17 protein-coding genes are annotated in these 25,172 nt (G+C 44.5%); 1 reads left to right on the top strand and 16 read right to left on the bottom strand.

Annotated features, from left to right (window positions below; all coding sequences use genetic code 11):
- Nucleotides 1–186: 186 nt before the first annotated feature.
- From BXO88_RS14035 to BXO88_RS13955, 16 genes are all read right to left on the bottom strand, one after another.
- A complete protein-coding gene (locus BXO88_RS14035) occupies nucleotides 187–1,197 on the bottom strand; it encodes a hypothetical protein (RefSeq protein WP_078038357.1) in 1,011 nt (336 codons plus the stop codon).
- Nucleotides 1,190–2,200: a hypothetical protein gene (locus BXO88_RS14030; RefSeq protein WP_078038356.1), complete on the bottom strand. Its 1,011-nt coding sequence runs from the start codon at nucleotides 2,198–2,200 to the stop codon at nucleotides 1,190–1,192. The genes BXO88_RS14035 and BXO88_RS14030 overlap by 8 nt, the downstream gene beginning before the upstream one ends.
- Before the next feature lie 346 nt (nucleotides 2,201–2,546).
- Complete coding sequence (gene tuf, locus BXO88_RS14025; protein ID WP_044995083.1) at nucleotides 2,547–3,740, bottom strand: elongation factor Tu; 1,194 nt, start codon at nucleotides 3,738–3,740, stop codon at nucleotides 2,547–2,549.
- 233 nt (nucleotides 3,741–3,973) lie between these two features.
- Nucleotides 3,974–6,094, bottom strand: a complete 2,121-nt coding sequence (gene fusA / locus BXO88_RS14020) for an elongation factor G (protein ID WP_078038355.1) — start codon at nucleotides 6,092–6,094, stop codon at nucleotides 3,974–3,976.
- 15 nt (nucleotides 6,095–6,109) lie between these two features.
- Nucleotides 6,110–6,580: a 30S ribosomal protein S7 gene (gene rpsG, locus BXO88_RS14015; protein ID WP_036608683.1), complete on the bottom strand. Its 471-nt coding sequence runs from the start codon at nucleotides 6,578–6,580 to the stop codon at nucleotides 6,110–6,112.
- 171 nt (nucleotides 6,581–6,751) lie between these two features.
- Entirely contained in the window at nucleotides 6,752–7,171 is a 420-nt protein-coding gene (rpsL, locus tag BXO88_RS14010; RefSeq protein ID WP_029200263.1) for a 30S ribosomal protein S12, read from the bottom strand.
- 368 nt (nucleotides 7,172–7,539) lie between these two features.
- A complete protein-coding gene (gene rpoC / locus BXO88_RS14005) occupies nucleotides 7,540–11,220 on the bottom strand; it encodes a DNA-directed RNA polymerase subunit beta' (protein WP_078038354.1) in 3,681 nt (1,226 codons plus the stop codon).
- Nucleotides 11,221–11,235: 15 nt separating this feature from the next.
- On the bottom strand, nucleotides 11,236–15,357 hold the full coding sequence (gene rpoB / locus BXO88_RS14000) for a DNA-directed RNA polymerase subunit beta (protein ID WP_139355605.1): 4,122 nt from the start codon (nucleotides 15,355–15,357) through the stop codon (nucleotides 11,236–11,238).
- Nucleotides 15,358–16,043: 686 nt separating this feature from the next.
- Nucleotides 16,044–16,532, bottom strand: a complete 489-nt coding sequence (locus BXO88_RS13990; RefSeq protein WP_078038353.1) for a hypothetical protein — start codon at nucleotides 16,530–16,532, stop codon at nucleotides 16,044–16,046.
- Nucleotides 16,533–16,740: 208 nt separating this feature from the next.
- Nucleotides 16,741–17,151, bottom strand: coding sequence for a DUF1934 domain-containing protein (locus BXO88_RS13985; RefSeq protein WP_078038352.1), 411 nt, complete (start codon nucleotides 17,149–17,151; stop codon nucleotides 16,741–16,743).
- A 2-nt stretch (nucleotides 17,152–17,153) separates the two neighbouring features.
- A complete protein-coding gene (locus tag BXO88_RS13980; protein ID WP_078038351.1) occupies nucleotides 17,154–18,242 on the bottom strand; it encodes a D-alanine--D-alanine ligase family protein in 1,089 nt (362 codons plus the stop codon).
- A 185-nt stretch (nucleotides 18,243–18,427) separates the two neighbouring features.
- Nucleotides 18,428–19,993 carry an XRE family transcriptional regulator gene (locus BXO88_RS13975; protein WP_168171724.1) on the bottom strand — a complete coding sequence of 522 codons (1,566 nt, stop codon included), beginning with the start codon at nucleotides 19,991–19,993 and terminating at the stop codon, nucleotides 18,428–18,430.
- Nucleotides 19,983–20,273: a preprotein translocase subunit YajC gene (gene yajC, locus BXO88_RS13970; protein WP_078038349.1), complete on the bottom strand. Its 291-nt coding sequence runs from the start codon at nucleotides 20,271–20,273 to the stop codon at nucleotides 19,983–19,985. The genes BXO88_RS13975 and yajC overlap by 11 nt, the downstream gene beginning before the upstream one ends.
- 439 nt (nucleotides 20,274–20,712) lie before the next feature.
- Complete coding sequence (locus BXO88_RS13965) at nucleotides 20,713–21,423, bottom strand: hypothetical protein (protein ID WP_078038348.1); 711 nt, start codon at nucleotides 21,421–21,423, stop codon at nucleotides 20,713–20,715.
- A 146-nt stretch (nucleotides 21,424–21,569) separates the two neighbouring features.
- A complete protein-coding gene (locus BXO88_RS13960) occupies nucleotides 21,570–22,763 on the bottom strand; it encodes a UDP-galactopyranose/dTDP-fucopyranose mutase family protein (protein ID WP_078038347.1) in 1,194 nt (397 codons plus the stop codon).
- 224 nt (nucleotides 22,764–22,987) lie between these two features.
- On the bottom strand, nucleotides 22,988–23,776 hold the full coding sequence (locus tag BXO88_RS13955; RefSeq protein ID WP_078038346.1) for a hypothetical protein: 789 nt from the start codon (nucleotides 23,774–23,776) through the stop codon (nucleotides 22,988–22,990).
- Nucleotides 23,777–24,042: 266 nt separating this feature from the next.
- Between BXO88_RS13955 and BXO88_RS13950 the strand changes: the two genes are divergently transcribed.
- Nucleotides 24,043–25,029 (top strand): diacylglycerol/lipid kinase family protein, encoded by a 987-nt coding sequence (locus BXO88_RS13950; RefSeq protein ID WP_078038345.1) that lies wholly within the window; start codon nucleotides 24,043–24,045, stop codon nucleotides 25,027–25,029.
- Nucleotides 25,030–25,172 lie beyond the last annotated feature (143 nt).

The following is a 25,172-nucleotide window of genomic DNA, read 5'->3' as shown; positions in this document are numbered from 1 at the left end:
TCTTATTCCATTATCTGATAATTAAATATCCATTTCAAGAAGCTCCTATCGATACCGCAAGAGTAATTCTTACGGTACATACTTTGGTTTATCGAACAAATATATACCTCTTTCCTTTCAAATTAATAAAAAAAAGACGTATGAAAAAACGTGAATTTTCTCATACGTCCTTTAAAACATACTGCTTTATGCTGCTGTGTTATCTGTTGTCGGATTTCCCGGATCTACTGTACTCTCCTGTGAACTTTCTGCAGGAGTCTCAGAAATGCTAACTTCTGCACTTGCTGAAGAAGTATCTACAGTTGTTTCAGCTGCAGTTACATCCGTTCCATCAACCTGTATCAGTGAAACCTGGCTGTCTATGTTTTCCTGCGTATCTGTATAGATTCGTCCGCTCTGGAAAGCATCATATATTACAGCAAGACGTGCATCACTGGAAATCGCCTGCAAAAGCTTAGAATTACTGCTGTTTATAAGCTCCTTAACCTCTTCATGTCCTGTCACATATTCATTGACAAATTTGGTCTGATCCGGATTCAGATTCTCAATTATCTCGAAATTGTTCTGATCGTTAACCTTAACGTAGCAGTACATGATACCCGGAGCCGCCGTCTCCACTCTTCTGAACTTAACATCATAAGTAACAAAAACCAGCTTCGAATTCTCCTCAAGCGCATTTACAGCAAACTGCTTGATATTGGTATATCCTTCTATATATCCGGACTGAGTTTTTAACTGTGACTGCAGAAGTGCCTTCTGCTCTTCAGTCTGATTTGTAACTCCTGTAAGCTCATAAAGCTTATCTACATCCGCCTGCAGTCTCGCATCGAAATACTGCTGCAGGAATGAAGTGAGATACTCATCATAGTACTCCCTCACTATAGTAGGATCCTCAGTTTCCTTCTCGGCTTCTGTCTCTTCCGGAGCCTGGGTCTCAACTGCAACGGTTTCTGTCACAGTCACTGCCGGCTCAGTTATCTCGGCCGGTTCCTTATCAAGTACAACTATAATTATCATCAGAATGATAACTATGACAGGAATGGTGAGCAGCCCTCTAAGCTCATCAAAATTCATGCCTCCCGTCCTATGCATCGCTGTCTGGCGCCGTCCGACTCTTCTACGCTCCATGACCTCTTCGACCGGTGGTTCTTTAAGTGCCTTGTTAACGTCATCAAGGTCTCTAAGCTTTTTATCCATTAGTTAATGCTCCGTCCGCTCCAAAATAATTTCCATCGATAATAGCGTTTTCCTCTCTTGCGCCATTCTTACCGATATAATAATACTTTCCGTCAACCGTGATAAGTCCAGGTCCCTGAAGCTCTCCACTGGTCATACTGAAGTAGTACCACTTACCCAGGATCTGCTTCCAGCCCTTAACCATCTTGGCATCAGCGCCTACATATCTCCACTTCTGATTGGATTCAAGTACCCAGGTGTTGACCTCAAGATAACCTGACGGGTTAAAATGATAGAATGCACCATCGATTGATTTCCAGGTGCTGACAGGATATGTTCCATCAGAATTAAGATACCACATACCATTGCTTTCAAACTGCCATCCGTCATGAGAATAGGTATTGGCCGTTACTCTCATTGAATTTACAACACTTGAAGATGAGCTGTAAACTCCGTCTGTAGTTGGATTCATAGCATTTGGATCACTTAAGGTAGTAAGTCCGGTGTTGGCAAGATTTCCTACTGTAGGTCCATATGTCCTAGTATTGTATGTTGTCCCGTTGTAATTGTAAGAAGAATTTCCACCTGTATAGTTCTGTGTGTAATTTACAGCAGCCTGACCTGTTGAACTGCTATGCGTTCCGGAAGAAACATCCTCAGATTTAACAGTAACGGTATTGGAATTCTGCGACCATTTATGCCACTTATTATTAACATCCTTTGCTCTTACCTTGGCATAATAATATCCCTTGCTTGAAACAGTAAAATCAACTGAATTTTCTTCCGAATCTACAATTGTTGATTTCGTTGAAGAGTCTTTACCTCCTGTGGTTGAAGCCTGCTTCATGAGCTGAACCTGATACTTGTCCACTCCGTCAAAATCAGCACCTGACCAGCTTACTATCAGATCCGATCCACTCTGTTCTATAGTAACATTCGTCGGTACGTCTCCGGCAAATGCAGACAACGCAAAGGTCACAGACATGGCAACTGCAGCCATAAAAGCTTTGCTTAATATCTTCATGGGTCCCCCTTTTTGATAATACTAATTTAACTCGAAGTAAAATGAAGACTTCCCTGATAAAAGGTATAGTCATACATATATATTTTACAATATGCAACTTGAAGAAAAAAGTAACAATGAGCTCAGTTCTTTAACATATACTTAGCATTTTATATCAATTTAATGAAGATTTTAATTTACCGGTATACATATCTGCATCCTGATAATTCTTTCTAAAACAACTTCAAACACTGTGATGAATACTTTGGTGCATTCATTTTATGCGTACCTTATACAAAAAATAAGCACTGAGACGAATCTCAGTGCTTATAGTAACTATATCAAATATAATCCGGAATAGTCAGAATTACTCAATGATAGAGATAACTCTTCCTGATCCTACAGTTCTACCACCCTCACGGATAGCGAAACGAAGACCCTCTTCCATAGCTACTGGGTGGATGAGCTCTACAGTCATCTCTGTGTTATCACCAGGCATGCACATCTCTGTACCATCTGGAAGGTGGCAAACACCAGTAACGTCAGTTGTTCTGAAATAGAACTGTGGTCTGTAGTTTGTGAAGAAAGGAGTATGACGTCCACCTTCATCCTTTGTAAGAACGTAAACCTGAGCCTGGAACTTGCTGTGGCACTTTACAGAACCTGGCTTACAAAGAACCTGACCTCTCTCGATCTGGTCACGGTTGATACCACGAAGGAGAAGACCTACGTTATCACCAGCCTCAGCGTCATCAAGAGTCTTACGGAACATCTCGATACCTGTTACGACTGTCTTCTGAGTCTCCTCAGAGATACCTACTACTTCTACTTCATCGTTAAGGTGAAGAACACCACGCTCTACACGGCCTGTAGCAACTGTACCACGACCTGTGATTGTGAATACGTCCTCAACTGGCATAAGGAAAGGCTTATCTGTCTCACGAGCTGGAGCTGGGATGTAAGAATCAACCTGATCCATGAGCTCAAGAATCTTGTCGCCCCACTCACACTTAGGATCCTCAAGTGCCTTAAGAGCTGAACCACGAACAACTGGGATGTCGTCGCCTGGGAACTCGTACTCGTTAAGAAGGTCTCTAACCTCCATCTCTACGAGCTCAAGAAGCTCTGGGTCATCAACCATATCACACTTGTTAAGGAATACAACGATAGCAGGAACACCTACCTGACGAGCAAGAAGGATGTGCTCTCTTGTCTGAGCCATAACACCATCAGTAGCAGCAACAACGAGGATAGCACCATCCATCTGTGCAGCACCAGTGATCATGTTCTTTACATAGTCAGCGTGGCCCGGGCAGTCAACGTGAGCATAGTGACGGTTTGTTGTCTCATACTCAACGTGTGCAGAGTTGATAGTGATTCCTCTTTCTCTCTCCTCTGGTGCCTTATCGATCTGATCGAAAGGAACAGCTGGATCAAGTCCAAGTCTGTCAGCGAGAACTGCTGTGATAGCAGCTGTAAGAGTTGTTTTACCATGGTCAACGTGACCGATAGTACCGATGTTAACATGTGGCTTAGTTCTTTCGAAATGTGCCTTTGCCATTTTTAAAATCCCTCCTGGAAAATGTAATACAACGAAAATCATGTCAAGCACCATGCATGCGCTCGCATGCTCCGTGCAGTACATACTGCAAAACTGCTCAGAGTATCCTCTAAGCAATCAGCATTCATGATTTTAACATTGTTAGATTATTTTATCAAGTATTTTTGGGCAATCAGATATGATTCCGAGCCCAAAAATACTGACTTTTTTATAATTTTTAGAAGAAGTGGTAATTACTTACCGTTTCTCTCCTTGAGAACTGCGTCCTGAACGCTCTTAGGGCACTTCTCATAGTGATCAAAGAACATTGAGTAGTTTGCACGACCCTGTGTCTTTGAACGAAGGTCTGTTGCATATCCGAACATCTCTGCAAGAGGAACGAAACCGTTAACCTGCTTACCTGATGGGATGTCTTCCATGCTCTCGATACGTCCACGACGAGAGTTTACATCGCCGATAACGTTACCCATGTACTCCTCAGGAGTTACGATCTCAACCTTCATGATAGGCTCAAGAAGAACTGGATCTGCCTTCTCCATAGCTGTCTTAAATGCGATTGATCCGGCAAACTCGAATGCACGCTCGTTAGAATCGACATCATGGTATGAACCGTCGTAAACGTTAGCGTGGATACCAAGTACAGGATATCCTGCGAGGATACCTGACTGAGCAGCGTTTCTGATACCCTTCTCGATAGCAGGGATGTACTCCTTAGGGATAGATCCGCCGACAACAGTTGACTCAAACTTGAAGGTCTCTTCAGCGTTTGCGTCCATAGGCTCGAACTTAACCTTACAATCACCGTACATACCAGAACCACCGGACTGGTGAACATAACGGCCCTGTACATCAACAGCCTTTGTAAATGTCTCCTTATAAGCAACCTGAGGAGCACCTACGTTAGCCTCTACGTGGAACTCACGAAGGAGACGATCAACGATGATCTCAAGGTGAAGCTCACCCATACCAGAAATAATTGTCTGGCCTGTCTCTTCATCAGTTCTTACACGGAATGTAGGATCCTCTTCAGCAAGCTTTGCAAGAGCATCTGTCATCTTACCCTGTGAAGCCTTAGTCTTAGGCTCGATAGCAACAGAGATAACAGGCTCTGGGAATTCCATAGACTCAAGAATGATAGGATGCTGATCATCACAGATTGTATCACCTGTTGTTGTAGTCTTGAAACCTACAGCAGCTGCGATATCACCTGAGAATACCTCATCAAGCTCCTGTCTCTTGTTTGCATGCATCTGGAGAAGACGTCCAACTCTCTCCTTCTTATCCTTTGTAGAGTTCAGTACATAAGAACCTGTCTTAAGTGTACCTGAATATACACGGAAATATGCAAGCTTTCCTACAAATGGGTCTGTCATGATCTTGAATGCAAGAGCTGAGAATGGAGCATCATCAGATGATGGTCTTGTATCCTCGTTGCCTTCCATATCTGTACCTGTAACATCAGGAACATCTGTAGGAGCTGGGAGATAATCGATAACAGCGTCAAGAAGCTTCTGAACACCCTTGTTTCTGTAAGCTGTACCACAGAGACATGGAATAGCGTCTCCAGCGATAGTAGCCTTACGAAGAGCCTTCTTCATCTCCTCGATAGTGAGCTCCTCACCGCCGAGATACTTCTCCATGAGTTCATCATCGAGCTCAGCGATCTGCTCTACCATCTTTGTGTGGTACTCTTCAGCCTCATCAGCCATATCAGCAGGAACATCAGTGATCTCGATGTCCTCGCCCTTATCATCCTTATAATAGTAAGCCTTCATCTCCATAAGGTCGATGAGACCTACATATGTGTCCTCACGTCCGATAGGAATCTGCACCATAACGCAGTTCTTACCAAGACGATCAACAATAGTCTGAACAGAATGGAAGAAGTCAGCACCTACGATATCCATCTTGTTGATGAATGCCATTCTAGGTACGTGATATGTATCAGCCTGTCTCCAAACGTTCTCTGACTGTGGCTCTACACCTGACTTAGCATCAAATACACCTACAGCACCATCAAGTACTCTAAGTGAACGCTCAACCTCAACTGTGAAGTCTACGTGACCCGGAGTATCGATAATGTTGATTCTGTACTCTGGAGCGCCAGGAATCTTCTTGTGCTGGAACTCCTGTGTCCAGTGACATGTAGTAGCAGCGGATGTGATAGTGATACCACGCTCCTGCTCCTGCTCCATCCAGTCCATTGTTGCTGTACCTTCATGTGTATCACCAATCTTGTGATTAACACCTGTATAGAAGAGGATACGCTCTGTCAGTGTAGTCTTACCGGCATCGATATGTGCCATAATACCAATATTTCTTGTATGATCAAGTGAATATTCTCTGGTAGCCAAAGTGTTTCCCTCCTATTAGAATCTGTAGTGCGCGAATGCCTTGTTAGCCTCAGCCATTCTATGCATCTCTTCCTTACGCTTAACAGCTGCACCTGTGTTGTTTGCAGCATCCATGATCTCGTTAGCGAGTCTCTCAGCCTGAGTCTTCTCAGATCTCTTACGTGAGAACTCTGTAAGCCAACGAAGGCCAAGTGTCTGACGTCTCTCAGGCTTAACCTCCATAGGTACCTGATATGTGGCACCACCGATACGCTTAGCCTTAACTTCAAGAACAGGCATGATGTTGTTCATAGCCTCTTCAAATACTTCTGTAGCTTCCTTGCCGCTCTTCTCTGCGACAATTTCGAATGCACCATAAACGATCTTCTGTGCAACACCCTTCTTACCATCAAGCATGATGGAGTTAACAAGCTTTGTTACAATCTTTGAATTGTACATTGGGTCTGCGAGAACGTCTCTGTGCAGAGTATGTCCTTTACGTGGCACGTTACTTCCCTCCTTAAAAATTTGTTTTTAGATCATCGGTACTCTACGCAACTGCTACCTTTAGTAGTGTTTTGCGAGTTCATGCGGACAAGGACACATCTTATTATATAAATAATGAGTTCCATTATCCGTCATTTTAACCATGTCTTTGTTACTTAATGTGGTAAGAAATTACTTCTTAGCCTTAGGTCTCTTTGCACCGTACTTTGAACGAGCCTGCATTCTGTTTGCTACGCCGGCTGTATCCAGTGTTCCACGGATGATGTGGTATCTTGTACCAGGAAGATCCTTAACACGGCCGCCACGAATCATAACAACAGAGTGCTCCTGCAGGTTGTGTCCCTCTCCTGGAATGTATGATGTAACTTCGAAACCGTTTGAAAGTCTTACTCTGGCGATCTTACGAAGAGCTGAGTTAGGCTTCTTAGGTGTAGCTGTCTTAACAGCTGTACATACACCACGCTTCTGAGGAGCGGAAATGTTAGTTGCCACCTTCTTTAAAGAGTTGAATCCTTTCTGAAGTGCAGGTGCGGTAGACTTCTTCTTCTGAGAAGTTCTGCCCTTTCTTACTAACTGGTTAAATGTAGGCATTTGGTTCTCCTTTCGTTAGGTTTGTAATATGTATATTTTTTATCCTGAAATATCAAAACAGGACACGCTTTCACGCATGCTTAGCTACTATACTTCAATCGATTTTTGTTGTCAATTGAATTTATATATTTTTTATGGAATGGAAAGGACCGATGGATCTATGTCCATCGGTCCTTTGGTTAATATCTCAGTTCATTTGTAAAAGTACGGATTGCTTCGCACTTCGTGCTCCCGCAATCCTAAGCAGTATTCGGAAATCGCTCCACTCATTTCATTCGTGTAGCTTTTTCCTCATACCTGCTTTGGTTCTGCAATGACCATTCGAGCCAGCAAGCAAGCTTGCGCTCGATGGTCACAGCAGAACACTTTTACAGAATGTTGTTCTTCTGGTTCTCGATTCTGTGTCGAGCTGCGATTCTCTCTACGCCCTCAGCATCAATGTCGAATGCCTCATCAGGTGTGAAGAGCTGCTCTGTCTCATCCTCGATATCTTCCATATCCTGAGAAAGTTCAACGTTTCTGTAACGCTTCATACCTGTACCTGCAGGAATGAGCTTACCGATGATAACGTTCTCCTTGAGTCCAACGAGGTTATCTCTCTTTCCGTTGATAGCAGCCTCGGTAAGAACCTTGGTTGTTTCCTGGAATGAAGCAGCTGACAGGAAGGAATCTGTTGCAAGAGATGCCTTGGTGATACCAAGCATGATTCTTGTTCCCTCTGCCGGCTTCTTGCCCTCAGCGATAAGTCTCTCGTTCTCATCCTCGAAGTCAAGGCGGTCAACTGTTGTTCCAGGGATAAAGTTAGAATCACCTGACTCGTTGATACGCTCCTTCTTCATCATCTGATGAACGATCATCTCGATATGTCTATCCTGGATCTCAACACCCTGCAGACGGTATACTCTCTGAACTTCAGAGATCATGTAATCCTGTACTGCCTTTGTGCCCTTGATCTTCAGGAGATCATGAGGATTGATTGAACCCTCTGTAAGTACATCACCGGCCTCAAGAACCTGACCGTTCTGTACCTTAAGTCTGGAACCGTAAGGGATAAGGTATGTCTTTGACTGAGCACTCTGTGCATCAGTTACAACAACCTCTCTCTTCTTGGCTGTTTCCTTGATTTCAACAACGCCAGGAATCTCTGTAAGTATCGCAAGACCCTTTGGCTTACGAGCCTCGAAAAGCTCCTCGACTCTAGGAAGACCCTGTGTGATATCTCCACCCGCTACACCACCGGTATGGAAGGTTCTCATGGTAAGCTGTGTACCAGGCTCACCGATTGACTGAGCAGCGATGATACCAACTGCCTCACCGATCTGAACAGGCTGTCCTGTTGCAAGGTTGGAACCGTAGCACTTAGCACAAACACCGTTCTTTGAACGGCATGTGAGGACTGTTCTGATCTTAACAGTCTTACGTCCCATCTTGTTAAGAGCATTGATAACACGTGGAGCACGCTTAGGTGTAACCATGTGATCAGCCTTAACGATAACCTTTCCTGTCTCAGGATCAGCGATATCCTCAGCGATGTAACGACCTGTGATACGATCCTGAAGTGACTCGATCTTCTCCTGCCCATCAGAAAGCTCTGAAATCTCAAGATAAGGAATCTTGTCCTTCTCAGCTGCACAGTCAAGCTCACGGATGATGAGATCCTGTGTAACGTCAACCATTCGACGTGTAAGGTATCCGGAATCGGCTGTACGGAGCGCTGTATCTGAAAGTCCCTTACGAGCACCGTGTGCGGAGATGAAGTACTCGAGTACGTCAAGACCTTCACGGAAGTTTGACTTGATAGGGAGCTCGATAGTACGTCCTGTTGTATCTGCCATGAGTCCACGCATACCTGCAAGCTGTTTGATCTGCTTATCAGATCCACGGGCTCCGGAATCCGCCATCATGAAGATGTTGTTGTACTTATCAAGACCGGAAAGCAGATCATGTGTAAGCTGATCATCGGTCTTCTTCCATGTATCGATAACTTCCTGATATCTCTCTTCCTCAGTTACGAGACCACGTCTGTAGTTACGCGCGATCTTATCAACTGTCTTCTGAGCTTCATCAAGGAGCTGCTGCTTGGATGCAGGAACTGTCATATCTGAAATTGAAACGGTCATAGCTGCGATGGTTGACTGACGGTAACCCATAGCCTTGATATCATCGAGGCTTAATGCTGTCTGAGTTGCACCATGTACATCCATGATCTTCTCAAGTATCTTCTTAAGGTTCTTCTTCTTTACGATCTCATCGATCTCAGGAAGGATCTCGTTTCCAGGGATGGAACGGTCTACAAATCCAAGATCCTGAGGAATGATCTCATTAAAGATAAGACGACCTACAGTTGTATTGATGACACCTTCAACAATTCTCTCTGTGCCATCCTCATTCTTAAGAGCCTTCTTGATACGGCACTTGATCCTTGTATGCATGGTGATATAACCATTTTCCTTGGCAAGGATAGCTTCGTTGATGCTCTTGAAGAACATACCCTCATTAGGCTCTCCCGGTCTCTCCTGTGTGATGTAGTAGATACCGAGTACCATATCCTGTGAAGGAACGGCAACAACACCACCGTCTGAAGGCTTGAGCAGGTTGTTAGGAGCGAGCAGCATGAATCTGCACTCTGCCTGAGCTTCCTGTGTAAGTGGAAGGTGGATAGCCATCTGGTCTCCATCGAAGTCCGCGTTGAACGCAGCACATACGAGTGGGTGAAGTCTGATAGCCTTACCTTCTACCAGTGTAGGCTCGAATGCCTGGATACCAAGTCTGTGAAGTGTCGGGGCACGGTTCAGCATAACAGGGTGACCCTTGATGACACCCTCAAGGATGTCCCAAACCTGAGGATCAAGTCTCTCAACCATCTTCTTGGCATTCTTAATGTTATGAGCCTTACCTGTGTTCACAAGCTCCTTCATTACGAAAGGCTTGAAAAGCTCGAGAGCCATCTCCTTAGGTACACCACACTGGTAGATCTTAAGATCCGGTCCTACGACGATAACAGAACGTCCTGAATAGTCAACACGCTTACCGAGAAGGTTCTGTCTGAAACGACCCTGCTTACCCTTTAACATATCTGAAAGTGACTTCAGAGCTCTGTTTCCAGGACCTGTTACAGGACGTCCACGACGACCGTTGTCGATAAGAGCATCAACAGCTTCCTGAAGCATACGCTTCTCGTTACGAACGATGATCTCAGGTGCGCCAAGCTCGAGAAGACGGGCAAGACGGTTATTTCTGTTAATGATTCTTCTGTAAAGGTCATTAAGGTCTGATGTAGCAAAACGTCCACCGTCAAGCTGTACCATAGGGCGGAGATCAGGCGGGATAACAGGAAGCTGTGTAAGGATCATCCACTCAGGAAGGTTTCCTGATGAACGGAATGCCTCAACAACTTCAAGTCTCTTAACTATTCTTGTTCTCTTCTGTCCGGAAGCATTATCAAGCTCCTGACGAAGATCTGCGTACTCCTTCTCAAGATCGATGCCGCGAAGAAGCTCAAGAACAGCCTCGGCACCCATTCCTGCACGGAATGAGCCATAGCCGTACTGCTCAACAGCGTCTCTGTACTCCTTCTCAGAAAGTACCTGCTTGTACTCAAGCTGAGTCTCGCCCTTATCAAGTACGATATAACTTGCAAAATAGAGAACTCTCTCAAGGATCCTTGGGCTGATATCAAGTATCAGACCCATCCTTGAAGGAATACCCTTAAAATACCAGATGTGTGAAACAGGAGCTGCAAGAGCGATATGTCCCATTCTCTCACGTCTTACGGAGGACTTAGTTACCTCAACACCGCAGCGGTCACATACAACACCCTTATAACGGATCTTCTTGTACTTTCCGCAGTGGCACTCCCAGTCTTTAACCGGTCCAAAAATACGCTCACAGAAAAGTCCGTCCTTCTCAGGCTTCAGAGTTCTGTAGTTGATAGTCTCAGGCTTTTTTACTTCGCCATGAGACCACTCCAGGATCTTCTCCGGAGAGGCGAGGCCGATCTTGATTGAATCAAACTGAACAGGCTCATTTATTTTATCAAGCTGTGCCATGTATTCCTCCTAATATTATTCATCATCACCGTCTGAGAAGTCATCTGACTCTGAAACGGCGTCACTCTCTGCAAAATAATCATCAGATGAAGCATCTTCATCATAATCATCATCCACAAGGTCAGCAGCGATAGCAGACTCAAGTTCATCATCTTCGCTAAAAAGCTCAACGCCCTGAGCAGCTGCCACAGCATCGTCAGCATTAACAAGCTCACCGTTCTTGAACTCCTGAGTCTCATAACCATACTGGCCATAGTTCTCATTCTTCTCATAACGGCTGTCTCCGCCTGAAAGCAGACGGTGCATATCCTGATTTGCATCGTAGAGCTCTTCCTTGATCTCAATCTCATTCTGATTCTCATCGAGAACACGAACATCGAGACAGAGAGCCTCAAGCTCCTTAAGCATAACCTTGAAAGACTCAGGAACACCAGGTGCAGGAATATTCTGTCCCTTGATGATTGCTTCGTAAGTCTTAACACGTCCTGTAACGTCATCGGACTTCATGGTCAGAATTTCCTGAAGTGTATAAGCTGCGCCATACGCCTCAAGGGCCCAAACTTCCATCTCTCCGAAACGCTGTCCACCGAACTGTGCCTTACCACCGAGTGGCTGCTGTGTAACAAGTGAGTACGGACCTGTTGAACGTGCGTGGATCTTATCGTCTACGAGGTGGTGGAGCTTCAGGTAATGCATGAATCCGATAGATGTCTTGCCATCGAATGGAAGACCTGTACGGCCATCACGAAGCTGAACCTTACCATCTGTACCGATAGGAACGCCCTTCCACTCAGCTCTGTGATCGAGGTGAGCTCCAAGGTACTCATAAACCTCCGGGTCAAGCTCATCCTTATGTAACTCAGTGAACTCTTCCCATGACTTGTTAACGTAATCGTTTGCAAGTATAAGGGTCTGACGGATATCAGGCTCGGTAGCACCATCAAAGATAGGTGTTGAAACGTCGATACCCAGAACCTTTGCAGCAAGAGAAAGGTGTAACTCGAGGACCTGACCGATGTTCATTCGGGAAGGAACGCCGAGAGGGTTAAGAACGATATCAAGAGGACGACCGTTTGGAAGATATGGAAGATCTTCTACAGGAAGAACTCTTGAGCATACACCCTTGTTACCGTGACGACCGGCCATCTTATCACCGACACCGATTTTTCTCTTCTGTGCTATATAAATACGAACTGACTCTGAAACGCCAGGAGCAAGCTCGTCTGAATTTTCTCTTGTAAATACCTTCGCATCTACAACTACACCATAAGCTCCGTGTGGAAGCTTAAGTGATGTATCACGAACCTCACGTGCTTTCTCACCGAAGATGGCACGAAGAAGTCTTTCCTCAGCTGTAAGCTCTGTCTCTCCCTTAGGAGTAACCTTACCAACGAGGATATCACCGGCACGAACCTCGGCACCGATACGGATGATTCCGCGCTCATCAAGATTCTTGAGTGCATCCTCACCTACACCCGGAACATCCGAAGTAATCTCTTCAGGTCCAAGCTTTGTATCACGAGCCTCACACTCGTACTCTTCGATATGGATAGATGTATAAACATCGTTCTGAACCAGCTTCTCAGAAAGGAGAACAGCATCCTCGTAATTGTAACCTTCCCATGTCATGAAACCGATGAGAGGGTTCTTTCCTAATGCTATCTCACCCTGACATGTTGAAGGACCGTCAGCGATAACATCGCCAGCCTTAACATGATCGCCCGCAAAGACGATAGGCTTCTGGTTGTAGCAGTTAGACTGGTTGGATCTCATGAACTTTGTAAGCTTATACTCATCACGAGTTCCGTCTGAATCACGGCGTACAACGATCTTGTTGGATGCTGAGATCTCAACGATACCGTCATACTTCGCTACGCAGCATACACCTGAGTCAACGGCAGCCTTCGCAGAGATACCTGTATCAACTGCTGCTCTCTCAGTAACCATAAGAGGCACGGCCTGACGCTGCATGTTTGATCCCATGAGGGCACGGTTCGCGTCATCGTTCTGAAGGAACGGAATCATGGATGTAGCAACTGAGAATACCATCTTAGGTGATACGTCCATAAGATCGATGGAAGCCTTAGGGAATGCCTGAGTAGCCTCTCTGAAACGGCCGGAAACATTGTCATGAACAAAGTGTCCTTCCTCGTCAAGCGGCTCGTTCGCCTGAGCTACTACATAGTTATCCTCTTCGTCAGCTGCAAGATACTCAACTTCTCTTGTAACCTTAGGGTTCTTAGGATCTTCCTTGTCTACCTTACGGTAAGGAGACTCGATGAATCCGTACTCATTGATTCTTGCGTATGATGCCAGAGAGTTGATAAGACCGATGTTAGGTCCCTCAGGTGTCTCGATAGGACACATACGTCCATAGTGTGTATAGTGTACATCTCGAACCTCGAATCCGGCACGGTCTCTGGAAAGACCACCAGGTCCAAGAGCTGAAAGTCTACGCTTGTGTGTAAGCTCTGACAGAGGGTTGTTCTGATCCATGAACTGTGAAAGCTGTGATGAACCGAAGAACTCCTTAACAGAAGCTGTTACAGGCTTAATGTTTATGAGGCTCTGAGGTGTGATCTCATCGATATCCTGTGTTGCCATACGCTCACGAACAACACGCTCCATACGTGAAAGGCCGATACGGTACTGGTTCTGGAGAAGCTCTCCGACAGCACGAATACGACGGTTTCCGAGATGGTCGATATCATCCTTTGTACCGATCTCCTCCTCAAGGTGCATGCAGTAGTTGATGGAGGCAAAAATGTCTTCCTTTGTGATGTGCTTAGGAACAAGCTCATGCATATCCTTCATGATAGCGATACGGAGAGCTCTCTGATCATCAGCATGCTCCTCCATGAGTCTTGCAAGCTCAGGATAGTAAACCAGCTCATCAGGCTTGTCCTGATCAACGAGGTTCTGCTTCTCCTCGAGAGAAAGGTCATTCCAAAGCTTCTTCTCTGCATCAGCGCTGAGCATAGAGTTTGTACGATCAGCCTGCTTCTGGAAGTACTCTCTTACATGCTCGTACTCCTTAGCCTCTTCGTAATCAATCTCTGCAGCATCGAATGAAACGTACTTGTCAAGGTTTACTTCCAGAGCTGAAAGAACCTTTACCTTACGTGTAGGACCATCGATCCATACATATGGTACTGCTGCATCCTGAATCTCTATAGCCTTTGCATATGAGATCTGCTCGCCTGCTGTAGCGATAACCTCACCTGTTGTCTCATCGATAACATCCTCAGCAAGAGTATGTCCCTTGATACGGTTCTTGAAGTGAAGCTTCTTATTGAACTTGTAACGTCCAACCTTAGCAAGATCATAACGACGAGGGTCGAAGAACATACCATTAAGAAGAGAACTTGCTGAGTCTACTGAAAGAGGCTCGCCAGGTCTGATCTTTCTGTAAAGTTCAAGGAGACCGCCCTCATAGTTCTGTGCCTCCGGCTGCTCCTTTTCGAAAGATGCGATGAGCTTTGGCTCTTCACCGAAAAGGTCAATGATCTCAGCATTGCTGCCGATACCAAGGGCACGAATAAATACGGAAACAGGAACCTTACGGGTTCTGTCTACACGTACGAAAAATACGTCATTAGAATCGGTCTCGTACTCGATCCATGCACCACGGTTAGGAATAACCGTACATGAATAAAGCTCCTTACCGATCTTATCGTGGTCTAATCCATAGTAGATACCCGGAGAACGAACGAGCTGTGATACGATAACTCGCTCTGCACCGTTAATAACAAATGAGCCTGTATCTGTCATAAGAGGCAGATCGCCCATAAATATCTCATGTTCGTTAATCTCTTCCTTATCCTTGTTGATAAGACGAACCTTCACCTTAAGAGGGGCAGCATATGTAGCATCTCGCTCCTTGCACTCCTCAATAGAATACTTCTTCTCACCCTCGCAGAGCTTGTAGCCTACGAACTCAAGGGAAAGGTGTCCAGCAAAATCCTGGATCGGAGAGATGTCATCAAATGCCTCGCGGAGGCCGTCTGAAAGGAACCACTTGTAGGAATCCTTCTGGACTTCAATCAGGTTTGGCATCTCAAGCACTTCTTCGTGCTGCGCAAATGTCATTCTGACGTTCTTGCCGTTTTTAACGACACGCATCTTGCTTTTTTCCATTGACCGTTCACCCCATTGCGGGTTGACACCCGCTTGATCGTTGTGATTCATAGAAAGATGTGGATTTTCTCAAAATGTGCATTCATCGTTACGAGCATTGTATTTCGATGTATCAACATTTCAATGAATCTGGTTATATGTTGCTAATATTTTGCAAGTCAAAAAAAGGGCGCACTGAGCCCACGACTCCAAAATAAGTAAAAGACATTTTACCTCATGGTGATTCTTCAGTCAATAGAATGATGGGATTTTGCAAAAAAAATTTGTAATAAAATTAATTAAATTCTGTGACACTTTTGTGACACTATCAATGATAACCTATGTACATAGAACAAAAGAAATTACATTTCAGAAGTTCTTAGAAAAAAGCCCATTAAGTGCTTAGGCATTTAAATAAACAAATCTCATAATTACTTCCTTTCAAAAACTTCCGTCTCACTGCAATGGGACGGAAGTTTTTTGATGTAACTCATTAATTATTATTGTATAAGTCCTCCGCATTGCTCCGCTGACGCTATCGCAATGCTACAGAAAGCTCGAATCCGCGCTATTGCACTACTTCTCGATTCCTGTTGTCGTGTCAGATGGCTATGCATCTTCGCAAGTAAACTTGCAGGATGCATAGCCGCCTGACACCGGACTTATACACTAAAAAAGGCACGGTTCAAATGAACCGCGCCTTAAAATCACTTATTTGTCTGAAGCTTGCTACGAAGACCTGCCAAAAATCCCTTTTTCTCAGGAGCCTTTGGAATAGCACCGCCGCGAACCGAAAGAATCTTACGGATATAGATTCCGGCAACAGCAACCTTGCACTCCTTGTGTAAAGGAAGCTGCTCAAAGATGCTTGGATCAGCCATAAGAGTCATGATCTGCGGACCAACCTTCGCCTTTACTACAGGAAGCTTGCTGAGCTTAAGATAGAAAGGAGTCTGCTCCTGCACCTGCTTAGGAAGACCAGCTGCAACCGCCTCTTTTATAGACATCTTCTTTTTATCGATGATAAGCAATGTTACGTTCTGTGTGTTGGCATCGATCATAGGCTGCTGTTCAGCCTGCTGCTGACTCATCTTGCGTCCGAAGTAGTAAAGAACGCCCATAAGGATGAGCAGTATGATCGCGATAACAAGCAGTACGCTACCCACAGAGCTCAAATTCATCGCCATTAATTCCATATATAAATCCTCAACTTTCAAAAAATTACACGGTTCCCCTTAGACCGCCGAACCTAATATTACTATCTGCATCCCCAAAATGCAACAAAAAACGATTTTGCCGCCACGGCGAAGTTCATATCCCGCATCTCATGCAATTATGAGGGTACCATACCGGCACTTGTCAGCACTCACAAATCCGAAAAACCACAACAGTCAACTTATGATCTCAGATTTTCGTAAGTCTGATCCTTATCTCATTTTCAGAGACCGGCTTGCCATATTGGGTCACATCATAAATCAGCAGAATATTCATGACTGAATCCGCATGAATCCTGTCTATCTCCACATACTTCGTATCGAAGCCAAGCTCCATATATCCCATCGGAGTTTCATAGTTCATGACATGATGAACCTTTTCCTTATAGTGGAAGGCATTTTCCTGCTTCCAGTTCCTGATCACAATGATTTCTTTGCCCGCCATATCAACACGCATTTCATTGTGAACTCCGTCCTGAAAATAGGTGATGATCTGAGTTCCGTCCCCGACTTCTCTAAGGATCCCCTCAGAAACCACGTCAATGATATCCGTATCCCCGTCTATGGTCTGACGGGTATTCATTTCTATTCTTACTTTCATAATCAACCTAATGAAGCCAAAGTGGTAGGACGTGTATAGGCTGTATCGATGAGGCTCTGAACCAGCTTCGCCTTATCTACCCCCTTCACCTCCCAAAGCATAGGATACATGGAAATCGCTGTAAATCCCGGAAGTGTATTAAGCTCGTTAAATACAGGACCATCCTCTGTAAGGAAGAAATCGATTCTTGCCAGAGAGAAACCATCTACTGCAGCGAACACGGTCTTTGCAGCCTTGCGAATGAGCTCCGCATCCTCTTCCTTTATGTCCGGATCAGTATCAGTCTCCGACTGAGGATTGTTGTACTTCGCATCATAATCATAGAAATCGGCAGCCGCCCTGATCTCGCCTATGCCGCTGGCCTTGATCTCTCCGTCACAATCCTTAAACACAGCACACTCAACTTCTCTGCCTGTGATGGTCTCCTCTATGAGGATCTTGTAATCAACATCGTATGCCTTCTTAAGTCCATCTATAAGCTCACCGCGATCATGAGCCTTGGTGACGCCGCAGCTTGAGCCTGCATTGGAAGGCTTTACAAAAACAGGGTATGAAAATGCCTCTTCAACGCGGCGAATGCAGGAATCCATATCCTTTATCTCATTGCCGACAACCGAAACATACTTTGCCTGACGGACTCCTATGTTCCTAAGCGGTTCATCACATATGATCTTTGTGTAAAGCTTATCCATGGAAACCGCACTTGCAAGTACTCCACAGCCCACATAAGGGATCTGCGCCATCTCGAAAAGTCCCTGAATGGTTCCGTCCTCACCATTCTTTCCGTGAAGAGCCGGGAAGATAACATCGATTTTCCTAAGAGAAGTGCTTCCCTTTTCATCAGTTACCATAAGAGACTTGAGACCGGCATCCGGAAGGAGACAAGCTCTGGTTTTCGATTCATACCATTTACCGCTAACCACATCCTCGAGGCTATCCGCAAGAAGCCACTCTCCCTGTTTGGTAATGCCCACAAGCACAATATCATATTTATCTATATTTATATTTTTTACAATGTTTACCACCGACTTGCATGAAACCTCATGTTCTGTTGATCTTCCGCCGAATACAGCAAGTAGAGTCTCTTTCATATACGCTCCTAATTATTCAAAAGATTTTCCGTTTGATTTTACTACAATGGTGCATTATTGCAAGTCAGGATTTTTAGCCCCATCTTTCATAACAAAAAGTGCCGAAGCCATCGCTATACAGCGACAACTTCGGCACCATGAGAAAAAGAGGCTTATAAACTATTATGTAAGTGTAAAAAACGGTGTCAAACACCCTTCAGCCAGTTCATATCGCCACGTTTGAGTTTAAAGATCATGTCCTTTTTACGTTCATAGATCTGTACGAGGATCCTGATCTCCTCAGGGGTTCTGTTAGAGCTTGCCAGCACCTGACTAAGCTCATCCTTTGTGATAAGCCTGTCGAGGTCAAGTATGGACGGATCCTTCACCAGCCTTATAAGACCGACTTCATTATCAGCAAAGCTCTTGACCGGTATGTTGTTGAGCTCCAGAGTTCCATGGCTCATATTGAGATCATAGAACATAGAATTACCGGAATCGAAAATCGGAGCCATCTTCACGAACTCCAGAGTATGAACATCTCTTAAAACTCCGAAATTCTCATAACTTCTGTCCGTGTTGGTCATAACAAAATCCGTAAGTATCTGGTAATCCAAAAATCTCTGAACTTCGTCTCTGTCGAGTCCACCGTTCACACATGCATCCACAAACAGCTCATAATCCGAGGCTCCACTGTGGACAAGCTTATTTGCTCTTATAAGCTCTTCTGCCGAAATGAACTCCAGGTCCTCATTTGTAAAAGCTTCAGCACTTACGCCTATCTGCTTTCCATGGCCATAGTCAATGGTATAGAACTCATAATTCACAAATTCAAACTGATTTTGTCTCCTGTGAATGAAGGAGCCGACAACCTCATTAAAGATCTGCTGAGTATTTCCCTTCTCAACGCCTTTAACCAGATATCTCTTATCTTCTATACAGATCCACGCCTTAGGGACATCCCCTCTGGTAGAACCGCTCGGAAGTCTCATATCCGTATTCCCGAAATCAGCGTTTCCGTCAAATCCGGCGAAATGTCCGGCACCGACCACGTCTTCGAAGTCGTTGGAGAAAAGACTCACATCATTCCATGAAAGCTTCTCACCCAAAGGTCTCACCCAGTAGCAGTCAGAAAGTGACAGTCCCAGATTCCTGAGAAGATATGCCTGCGGTGTAAGAAAACCGATTTCTTCCAGAAGCGAGGCGATATTGCCCTGAGTCACCGGAACAGCCCTTCTGTACCACCAGCCCTTCAGAAGTTCATCAGGTCCTGTGGTACCTATGGGGAGCAATGTCTCCGTATATACAGCGATAACAGAAACAAGTGCACCTGACACCGGTTCAAAGATAAGCTCTGCAACCTCATCATCCCGATGCATCAAAGAATAATGCTTCAGATCATCGGCCTTGATAGCAATATGCGAAGAAAAATCATCCGTACGCGCTTTAAAGCCTGCATCGCTTTTTCTTTCTATATGCTCATCCGATACTGATGGCAACTCATCTGATGAGACGCCAAAAGCACCTGCATCGTTTGATGCATGTGCTTCAAGTTCACTCGGTCTCACAGAGCTCAAATCCCTGTCAGAGATCAGATCCTCCATACTGCACTGAAGAGCCTTTGCCATCTTTAAGATAGTCTCCGCCTTTGCTGCGGAGAGATCCTTGTGTCCCTGCTCATAATCCTGAATGGATCTGAAAGATACCCCTGTGAGCTCCCCGAGAGCCTTACGGCTTATTCCTTTAAGTTCTCTAAGTGTCTTAAGATTCATGTGACGCGCTGTTATTAGCCTTCTCAAGCTGCGCGATAGCAGTCTTCTGCATAGGGATACGGCAGTTCTTGTTGTTACCGAACTCAACGATAACAGTATCATCTGTCATATCGATGATCACTCCATAGAATCCTGAAGTAGTAAGCACTGTATCACCTACTGCTACTGATGCAAGAAGTTCCTGCTGCTTCTGACGCTCCTTCTGAGAAGGTCTGATACCTATAAAATAAAACATTGCAACGATTGCAACCAGATATACGACCCAGCCAATTGTACTCATAAATGTTCCTCCGTAGAAAAATATATCCTTGTGCTTTTTGTCTATTTTCTTTAATAAAAACAAATCTCACACCGAAAAATTCTAACATAGAGACCATTAAATATCCAGTGATATTTATTTTGAAATCTGTGACACTATTGTGATGGTTCATGATGTATAGTGATGCCATAAAGAAAATGATTCAACTCCTATTCATAAAAAAAGAAGCAACGAAATGTGCCCACCAATTTTCGTTGCTTCTTTTTGTTTCTGAAAATTTATATCGCCACACGGTCTCAAACCTGCTCCTCACTATAATAGTTTATTTCAACAAAAAATGACTCTCCGCTTTTTCGCAAGAGAGCCATTTCAAATTAATCATATGATGAGCATTTCACGAAACACTTATCCGGCTTTTGTATAAATACAAATACCAGCCAGTCTTAAAGCTCTTGTATCATCAGTCTGTAAGTGGATCAACAGTTCCATCAGGTCCTACAACGCCGATGGTTGTTGTATCTGTAAGAGGTGCTGCTGATGACTGACCTGCACCTGCCGGTACGCTTGGACCGTTTGTGTCGAAGCTTGTCTGGCTCATATCAGGTCCTGAAGTGTCCTTGTTTCCACCCTCTGATGTAGTTCTCTTAACTGAATGCTTGCTAGTAACGATCTCGCTTGTAGAAACATTAGATGTTGTATGAACCTTGACCTGCATGGTTGTGTCCTTAGAAGTTACACCGTAAACAGTCTCTGTTACACCGTTAATAGAATTGATCTTGTTAAGGTACTGATCCTTGGTAAGCTCTGAATTGTTTGCAACTGATGCAGTAATCGCATTATCAGAAAGATCGCCGGTTGCATCACGAAGAACCTTTGTGCCATTCTTGACCCATGCACCCTCAGCATCTGTTGTATATCCGTCAGGTGTTGTTGTGCTTACATATGCATATCCGTTCTCGTCGAATGCATAGCACTCATACTTTCCGTCTCCGTCTTTATCGATCCACTTCCATACGCTCTTAGGATATGACTGATCATCATTCTCATACCAGATACCCTTTTCATTAGACTTGAAGCCTGCTGCAATTGCTGTACCTGCGAGCATAGACACGCTAAGAGCTGCCACTGTACCTGTTGCTACTATTCTTTTGATTAAATTCATCTTCTTCATTTTTCTCTCCATATAATAGGTTCCATATACTAGGTTTGCGTTTCGATAACCTTTGTGTAGTCATACTATAGCACTATATAAAATAAAGTGTATGACTTTTTCCCTTGTAAAAATATTAAAATTTTTGGTAGAAGTTTATGTGTAATTTACAAATTCTCTTTCTCACACATCTGAAGAGCAGAATCTATCACCTTGTCCATGTCATAATACTTGTATTCACCGAGGCGTCCTCCAAAGATGACATTCTCCTCACATTGAGCCAGTTTCTTATACTCTTCATACAGCTTTCCGTTCTTCTCATCATTAACAGGATAGTACGGCTCATCTCCCGGCTTCCACTCGCTTGAAAACTCTCTGGAGATAACTGTCTTAGGAATATCATTTCCTTCATCATCCTTACCGAACTCGAACCACTTATGTTCGATGATCCTGGTCCATGGTGTCTCGCTGTCTGTATAGTTAACAGCAGCATTACCCTGGAAATTCGGCTTATCGAGAAGCTCTGTCTCAAATCTAACAGAACGATACTCAAGGTATCCGAGCTTATATCTAAAATATGCATCTATAGCACCCGTGTACACCACCTTATCTGCAAGAGCCTTAAGGTCTTCCCTCGGAGCCCCTTCCGAATCAAAGAAATCAACGCCCACATGAACCTCGATAGAGCCGGAAGCCACAGAAACCGCTCCCTTTCCGAAATCCTCTCCTGTCTGAGCCTGTGCGCCGCCAAGCATATTGGCAACCATACCGGTGTAGCCCCCGACTGGTATACCCTGATAAAGAGCATTGAAATAATTGTTGTCGAAGGTAAGTCTCACAGGAAGTCTCTTAATGATAAACGCCGGAAGTTCTGTGCAAGGACGTCCCCACTGCTTCTCCGTATAGCCCTTTATGAGCTTTTCGTAAATATCAGTTCCAACAAGAGATATAGCCTGCTCCTCCAGATTCTTCGGCTCACTGATACCAGCCTCGCGTCGCTGCTCCTCGATCTTTTCACTGGCTTCCTCAGGTGTAACCACGCCCCACATCCTGTTAAAGGTATACATGTTGAAAGGAAGTGAATACAGCTCTCCACGGAAATTCGCCACCGGGGAATTGGTAAATCTATTGAATGTAGCGAAACGCTGAACATAATCCCACACCTTCTTGTCATTGGTATGGAAAATATGAGCGCCGTACTTATGTACATGTATCTTTTCAATGTCTTCGGTATAAACATTGCCGGCGATATTCGGACGACGGTCGATAACCAGAACATTCTTCCCTGCTCTGGCCGCCTCCTGTGCAAATACTGCACCGTAAAGACCGGCACCAACTATAAGATAATCATATTTTGACATAATGCCCTCCACTCACCGATGGTCAAATCCGCCTCCATCGGAAAATCACAACTACGAGTATATCATACTAAAAGCCTGTAATCTATCATATAGAGGACCTCCCCCTGATCCTCTGCCACAGCAATAGTATAATTTCCAAATAAAAAATGCAGCTGCAAGAAGTGATCAATCACTCTCGCAACTACACTTTTATAGCTCAGCATAAATCTAATCAGAAGATTCCATCAATCCTGATCTTCGTCCTCTTCACCATCTCTCTCGATGAATCCGCTGCCCTTAGGAGCAGAGACATTTTCAGTGCTCTGATCTGTCACAGGTCTCACTGTCTGAGATGAATACCCGCTCGGAATATCGGCTCCTGGTCCCACCTTGTCATAGCTTGTGTTCTCCACATCAGGTCCCGGATTGGAATTCGTCTTTGCAGCACTTGAAGAATTTGTAGTTTCATCTGTCTTAGCCGTTGAATACTTAGATGTGACTATGTCAGATTTAGTCACCACCTGACTGGTATTTGAGCTTTTACTTGTACCTGACTTACTGCTCGTACTGCTGCCGCTGCTACTCTTTGTACTTGTGACCGGAGTCTTTATGCTCGTATACTTTCTGGTCACAATAGGAGTCCCGTCAGCCGTGAAAGCACGCTGATACTCTACCTGCCTCTTGGGAACAGAGATCTCTACCGGCGCAATGTAAGCATTGTGGAAGAAAACTCTGCTCACGGGCTGAGCATTTTCATACCATGCCCCATCCGCTCCCACATAATATCCATCAGGGGTCACGGAGTTCAGATATAAATATCCGTTTTCATCAAATGCATAGCACTGATATATGCCGTCTCCGTCAGCATCTATCCATTCCCATGAGTATACGGGATAGGAACCGTCATCATGAACAAACCAGAATCCTATTTCATCAGACCGCCACTGTCCTGCCATGACCTGCAAAGACGCTGCCGCACTTAATATAAGTCCCGATATAAGCACAACAAGCTTTTTCAAACTTCTTCTCTTCATCTTACTCACCCCAGATCGATCAATCTTTCCATACCTTCTTATATAAAAATCCCGCGCATCGGATCCTACAGTTAATATAGCATTTAGTTGGAAACCAGACTTAAACTTTTATTTACGAATACAAATAATTCTGATAAAGCAGATATTAAAAATTTAAAAAATCTTACTGCCTCAAAAAACAAAAAGCAGGTCACTCTTTGACTATTTTTAATATCGGCATATTATAATGTTTATTAAGGGAATAATTTTAAAACAGGAGCCATGATATGGAACATAATGATAAAAATATCGATCATATAAATCACACAGAATCTGCTGGCGAAGTCTGGTCAAAACCGAAAAAAACAGCTCTGCTTCTTGTAAATCATCATGCAGGCACAGGGACCGCCAAAGAAAAGGTATTCCTCCTCATCGCAGAGCTTGCAAAGCTCGGATATGAAGTCATCACCTATCCTATCATCCCTTCGGCAGGCATAACTTCTGAGCAGGTTATAAAAGAGTATCTTACGGATAAACTCGGACTTGTTGCATGCATAGGCGGAGACGGCACTCTGAATCATGTTGTTAATGCTTTGATCCTTTCAGACAACGCAGAACCGTCAAAGATCCCTATAGTCTATCTGCCGAGCGGTACCACAAACGACTACGCAAGGACCCTTGGCCTTAACGGTGACGTGGAAAAGCTTATCGATTCCATACGCAAAGGAATGGTATACCGTCTTGATGTGGGTGATTTCGCCGGTCAGAAATTCAACTATGTGGCGGCATTCGGTGCCTTTACAAATGTCAGCTATGAGACTCCGCAGGACCAGAAAAATTTCCTCGGATATTTTGCATATGTTCTTAATGCCATCGCCGCGGCGCCTTCATCTCTCCAGACCAGATATCACCTCCGGGTGGAGCATGACGATGAAACCGAGGAAGGCAACTTTATCTTCGGAGCAGTTTCCAATGCAACATCAGTTGCCGGATTCAAAACCCAGGCTCTTTCCGAAGCCTCTCTAAGCGACGGTCTCTTCGAGGTAATGCTGATAAAGGCCCCGGATGACCTTATGGATGTAGGCGAGATAATCCGATCCGCAATGGATGGAAATTTCGATAACCCGTATATACGTATGTTTCAGGCAAAGGAAGTCAGCTTCCATTCTGAGGAGGACATCAGCTGGACTCTGGACGGAGAATTCGGCGGCAGTCTTTCTGATGTAAACGTAAAGGTACTGTCAAAGGCAGTAAAGATATATACGGAAGCATGATATCAATTTGGATGTAAATCAACTCCCGCTCATCTGCATATATTCATCAAGCTGTTCCTTAATGCAAAAAGGGGCTGTCGCACTAAAATTGATATGCTCCCCCCAAGTAGGACACTGAAATATAAAACCTACTTGGGGGAATT

This window comes from Oribacterium sp. C9 (genome assembly GCF_002007235.1).
Lineage (GTDB): Bacteria > Bacillota > Clostridia > Lachnospirales > Lachnospiraceae > Oribacterium.
This window is presented reverse-complemented; position numbering and strand designations above follow the sequence as displayed.

Coding starts and splice junctions, on each gene's coding strand:
- BXO88_RS14035 (WP_078038357.1), bottom strand. CDS start 1,197: ATGGATAAAAAGCTTAGAGACCTTGATGACGTTAACAAGGCACTTAAA.
- BXO88_RS14030 (WP_078038356.1), bottom strand. CDS start 2,200: ATGAAGATATTAAGCAAAGCTTTTATGGCTGCAGTTGCCATGTCTGTG.
- tuf (WP_044995083.1), bottom strand. CDS start 3,740: ATGGCAAAGGCACATTTCGAAAGAACTAAGCCACATGTTAACATCGGT.
- rpsL (WP_029200263.1), bottom strand. CDS start 7,171: ATGCCTACATTTAACCAGTTAGTAAGAAAGGGCAGAACTTCTCAGAAG.
- rpoC (WP_078038354.1), bottom strand. CDS start 11,220: ATGGCACAGCTTGATAAAATAAATGAGCCTGTTCAGTTTGATTCAATC.
- rpoB (WP_139355605.1), bottom strand. CDS start 15,357: ATGGAAAAAAGCAAGATGCGTGTCGTTAAAAACGGCAAGAACGTCAGA.
- BXO88_RS13990 (WP_078038353.1), bottom strand. CDS start 16,532: ATGGAATTAATGGCGATGAATTTGAGCTCTGTGGGTAGCGTACTGCTT.
- BXO88_RS13985 (WP_078038352.1), bottom strand. CDS start 17,151: ATGAAAGTAAGAATAGAAATGAATACCCGTCAGACCATAGACGGGGAT.
- BXO88_RS13980 (WP_078038351.1), bottom strand. CDS start 18,242: ATGAAAGAGACTCTACTTGCTGTATTCGGCGGAAGATCAACAGAACAT.
- BXO88_RS13975 (WP_168171724.1), bottom strand. CDS start 19,993: ATGAATCTTAAGACACTTAGAGAACTTAAAGGAATAAGCCGTAAGGCT.
- yajC (WP_078038349.1), bottom strand. CDS start 20,273: ATGAGTACAATTGGCTGGGTCGTATATCTGGTTGCAATCGTTGCAATG.
- BXO88_RS13965 (WP_078038348.1), bottom strand. CDS start 21,423: ATGAAGAAGATGAATTTAATCAAAAGAATAGTAGCAACAGGTACAGTG.
- BXO88_RS13960 (WP_078038347.1), bottom strand. CDS start 22,763: ATGTCAAAATATGATTATCTTATAGTTGGTGCCGGTCTTTACGGTGCA.
- BXO88_RS13955 (WP_078038346.1), bottom strand. CDS start 23,776: ATGAAGAGAAGAAGTTTGAAAAAGCTTGTTGTGCTTATATCGGGACTT.
- BXO88_RS13950 (WP_078038345.1), top strand. CDS start 24,043: ATGGAACATAATGATAAAAATATCGATCATATAAATCACACAGAATCT.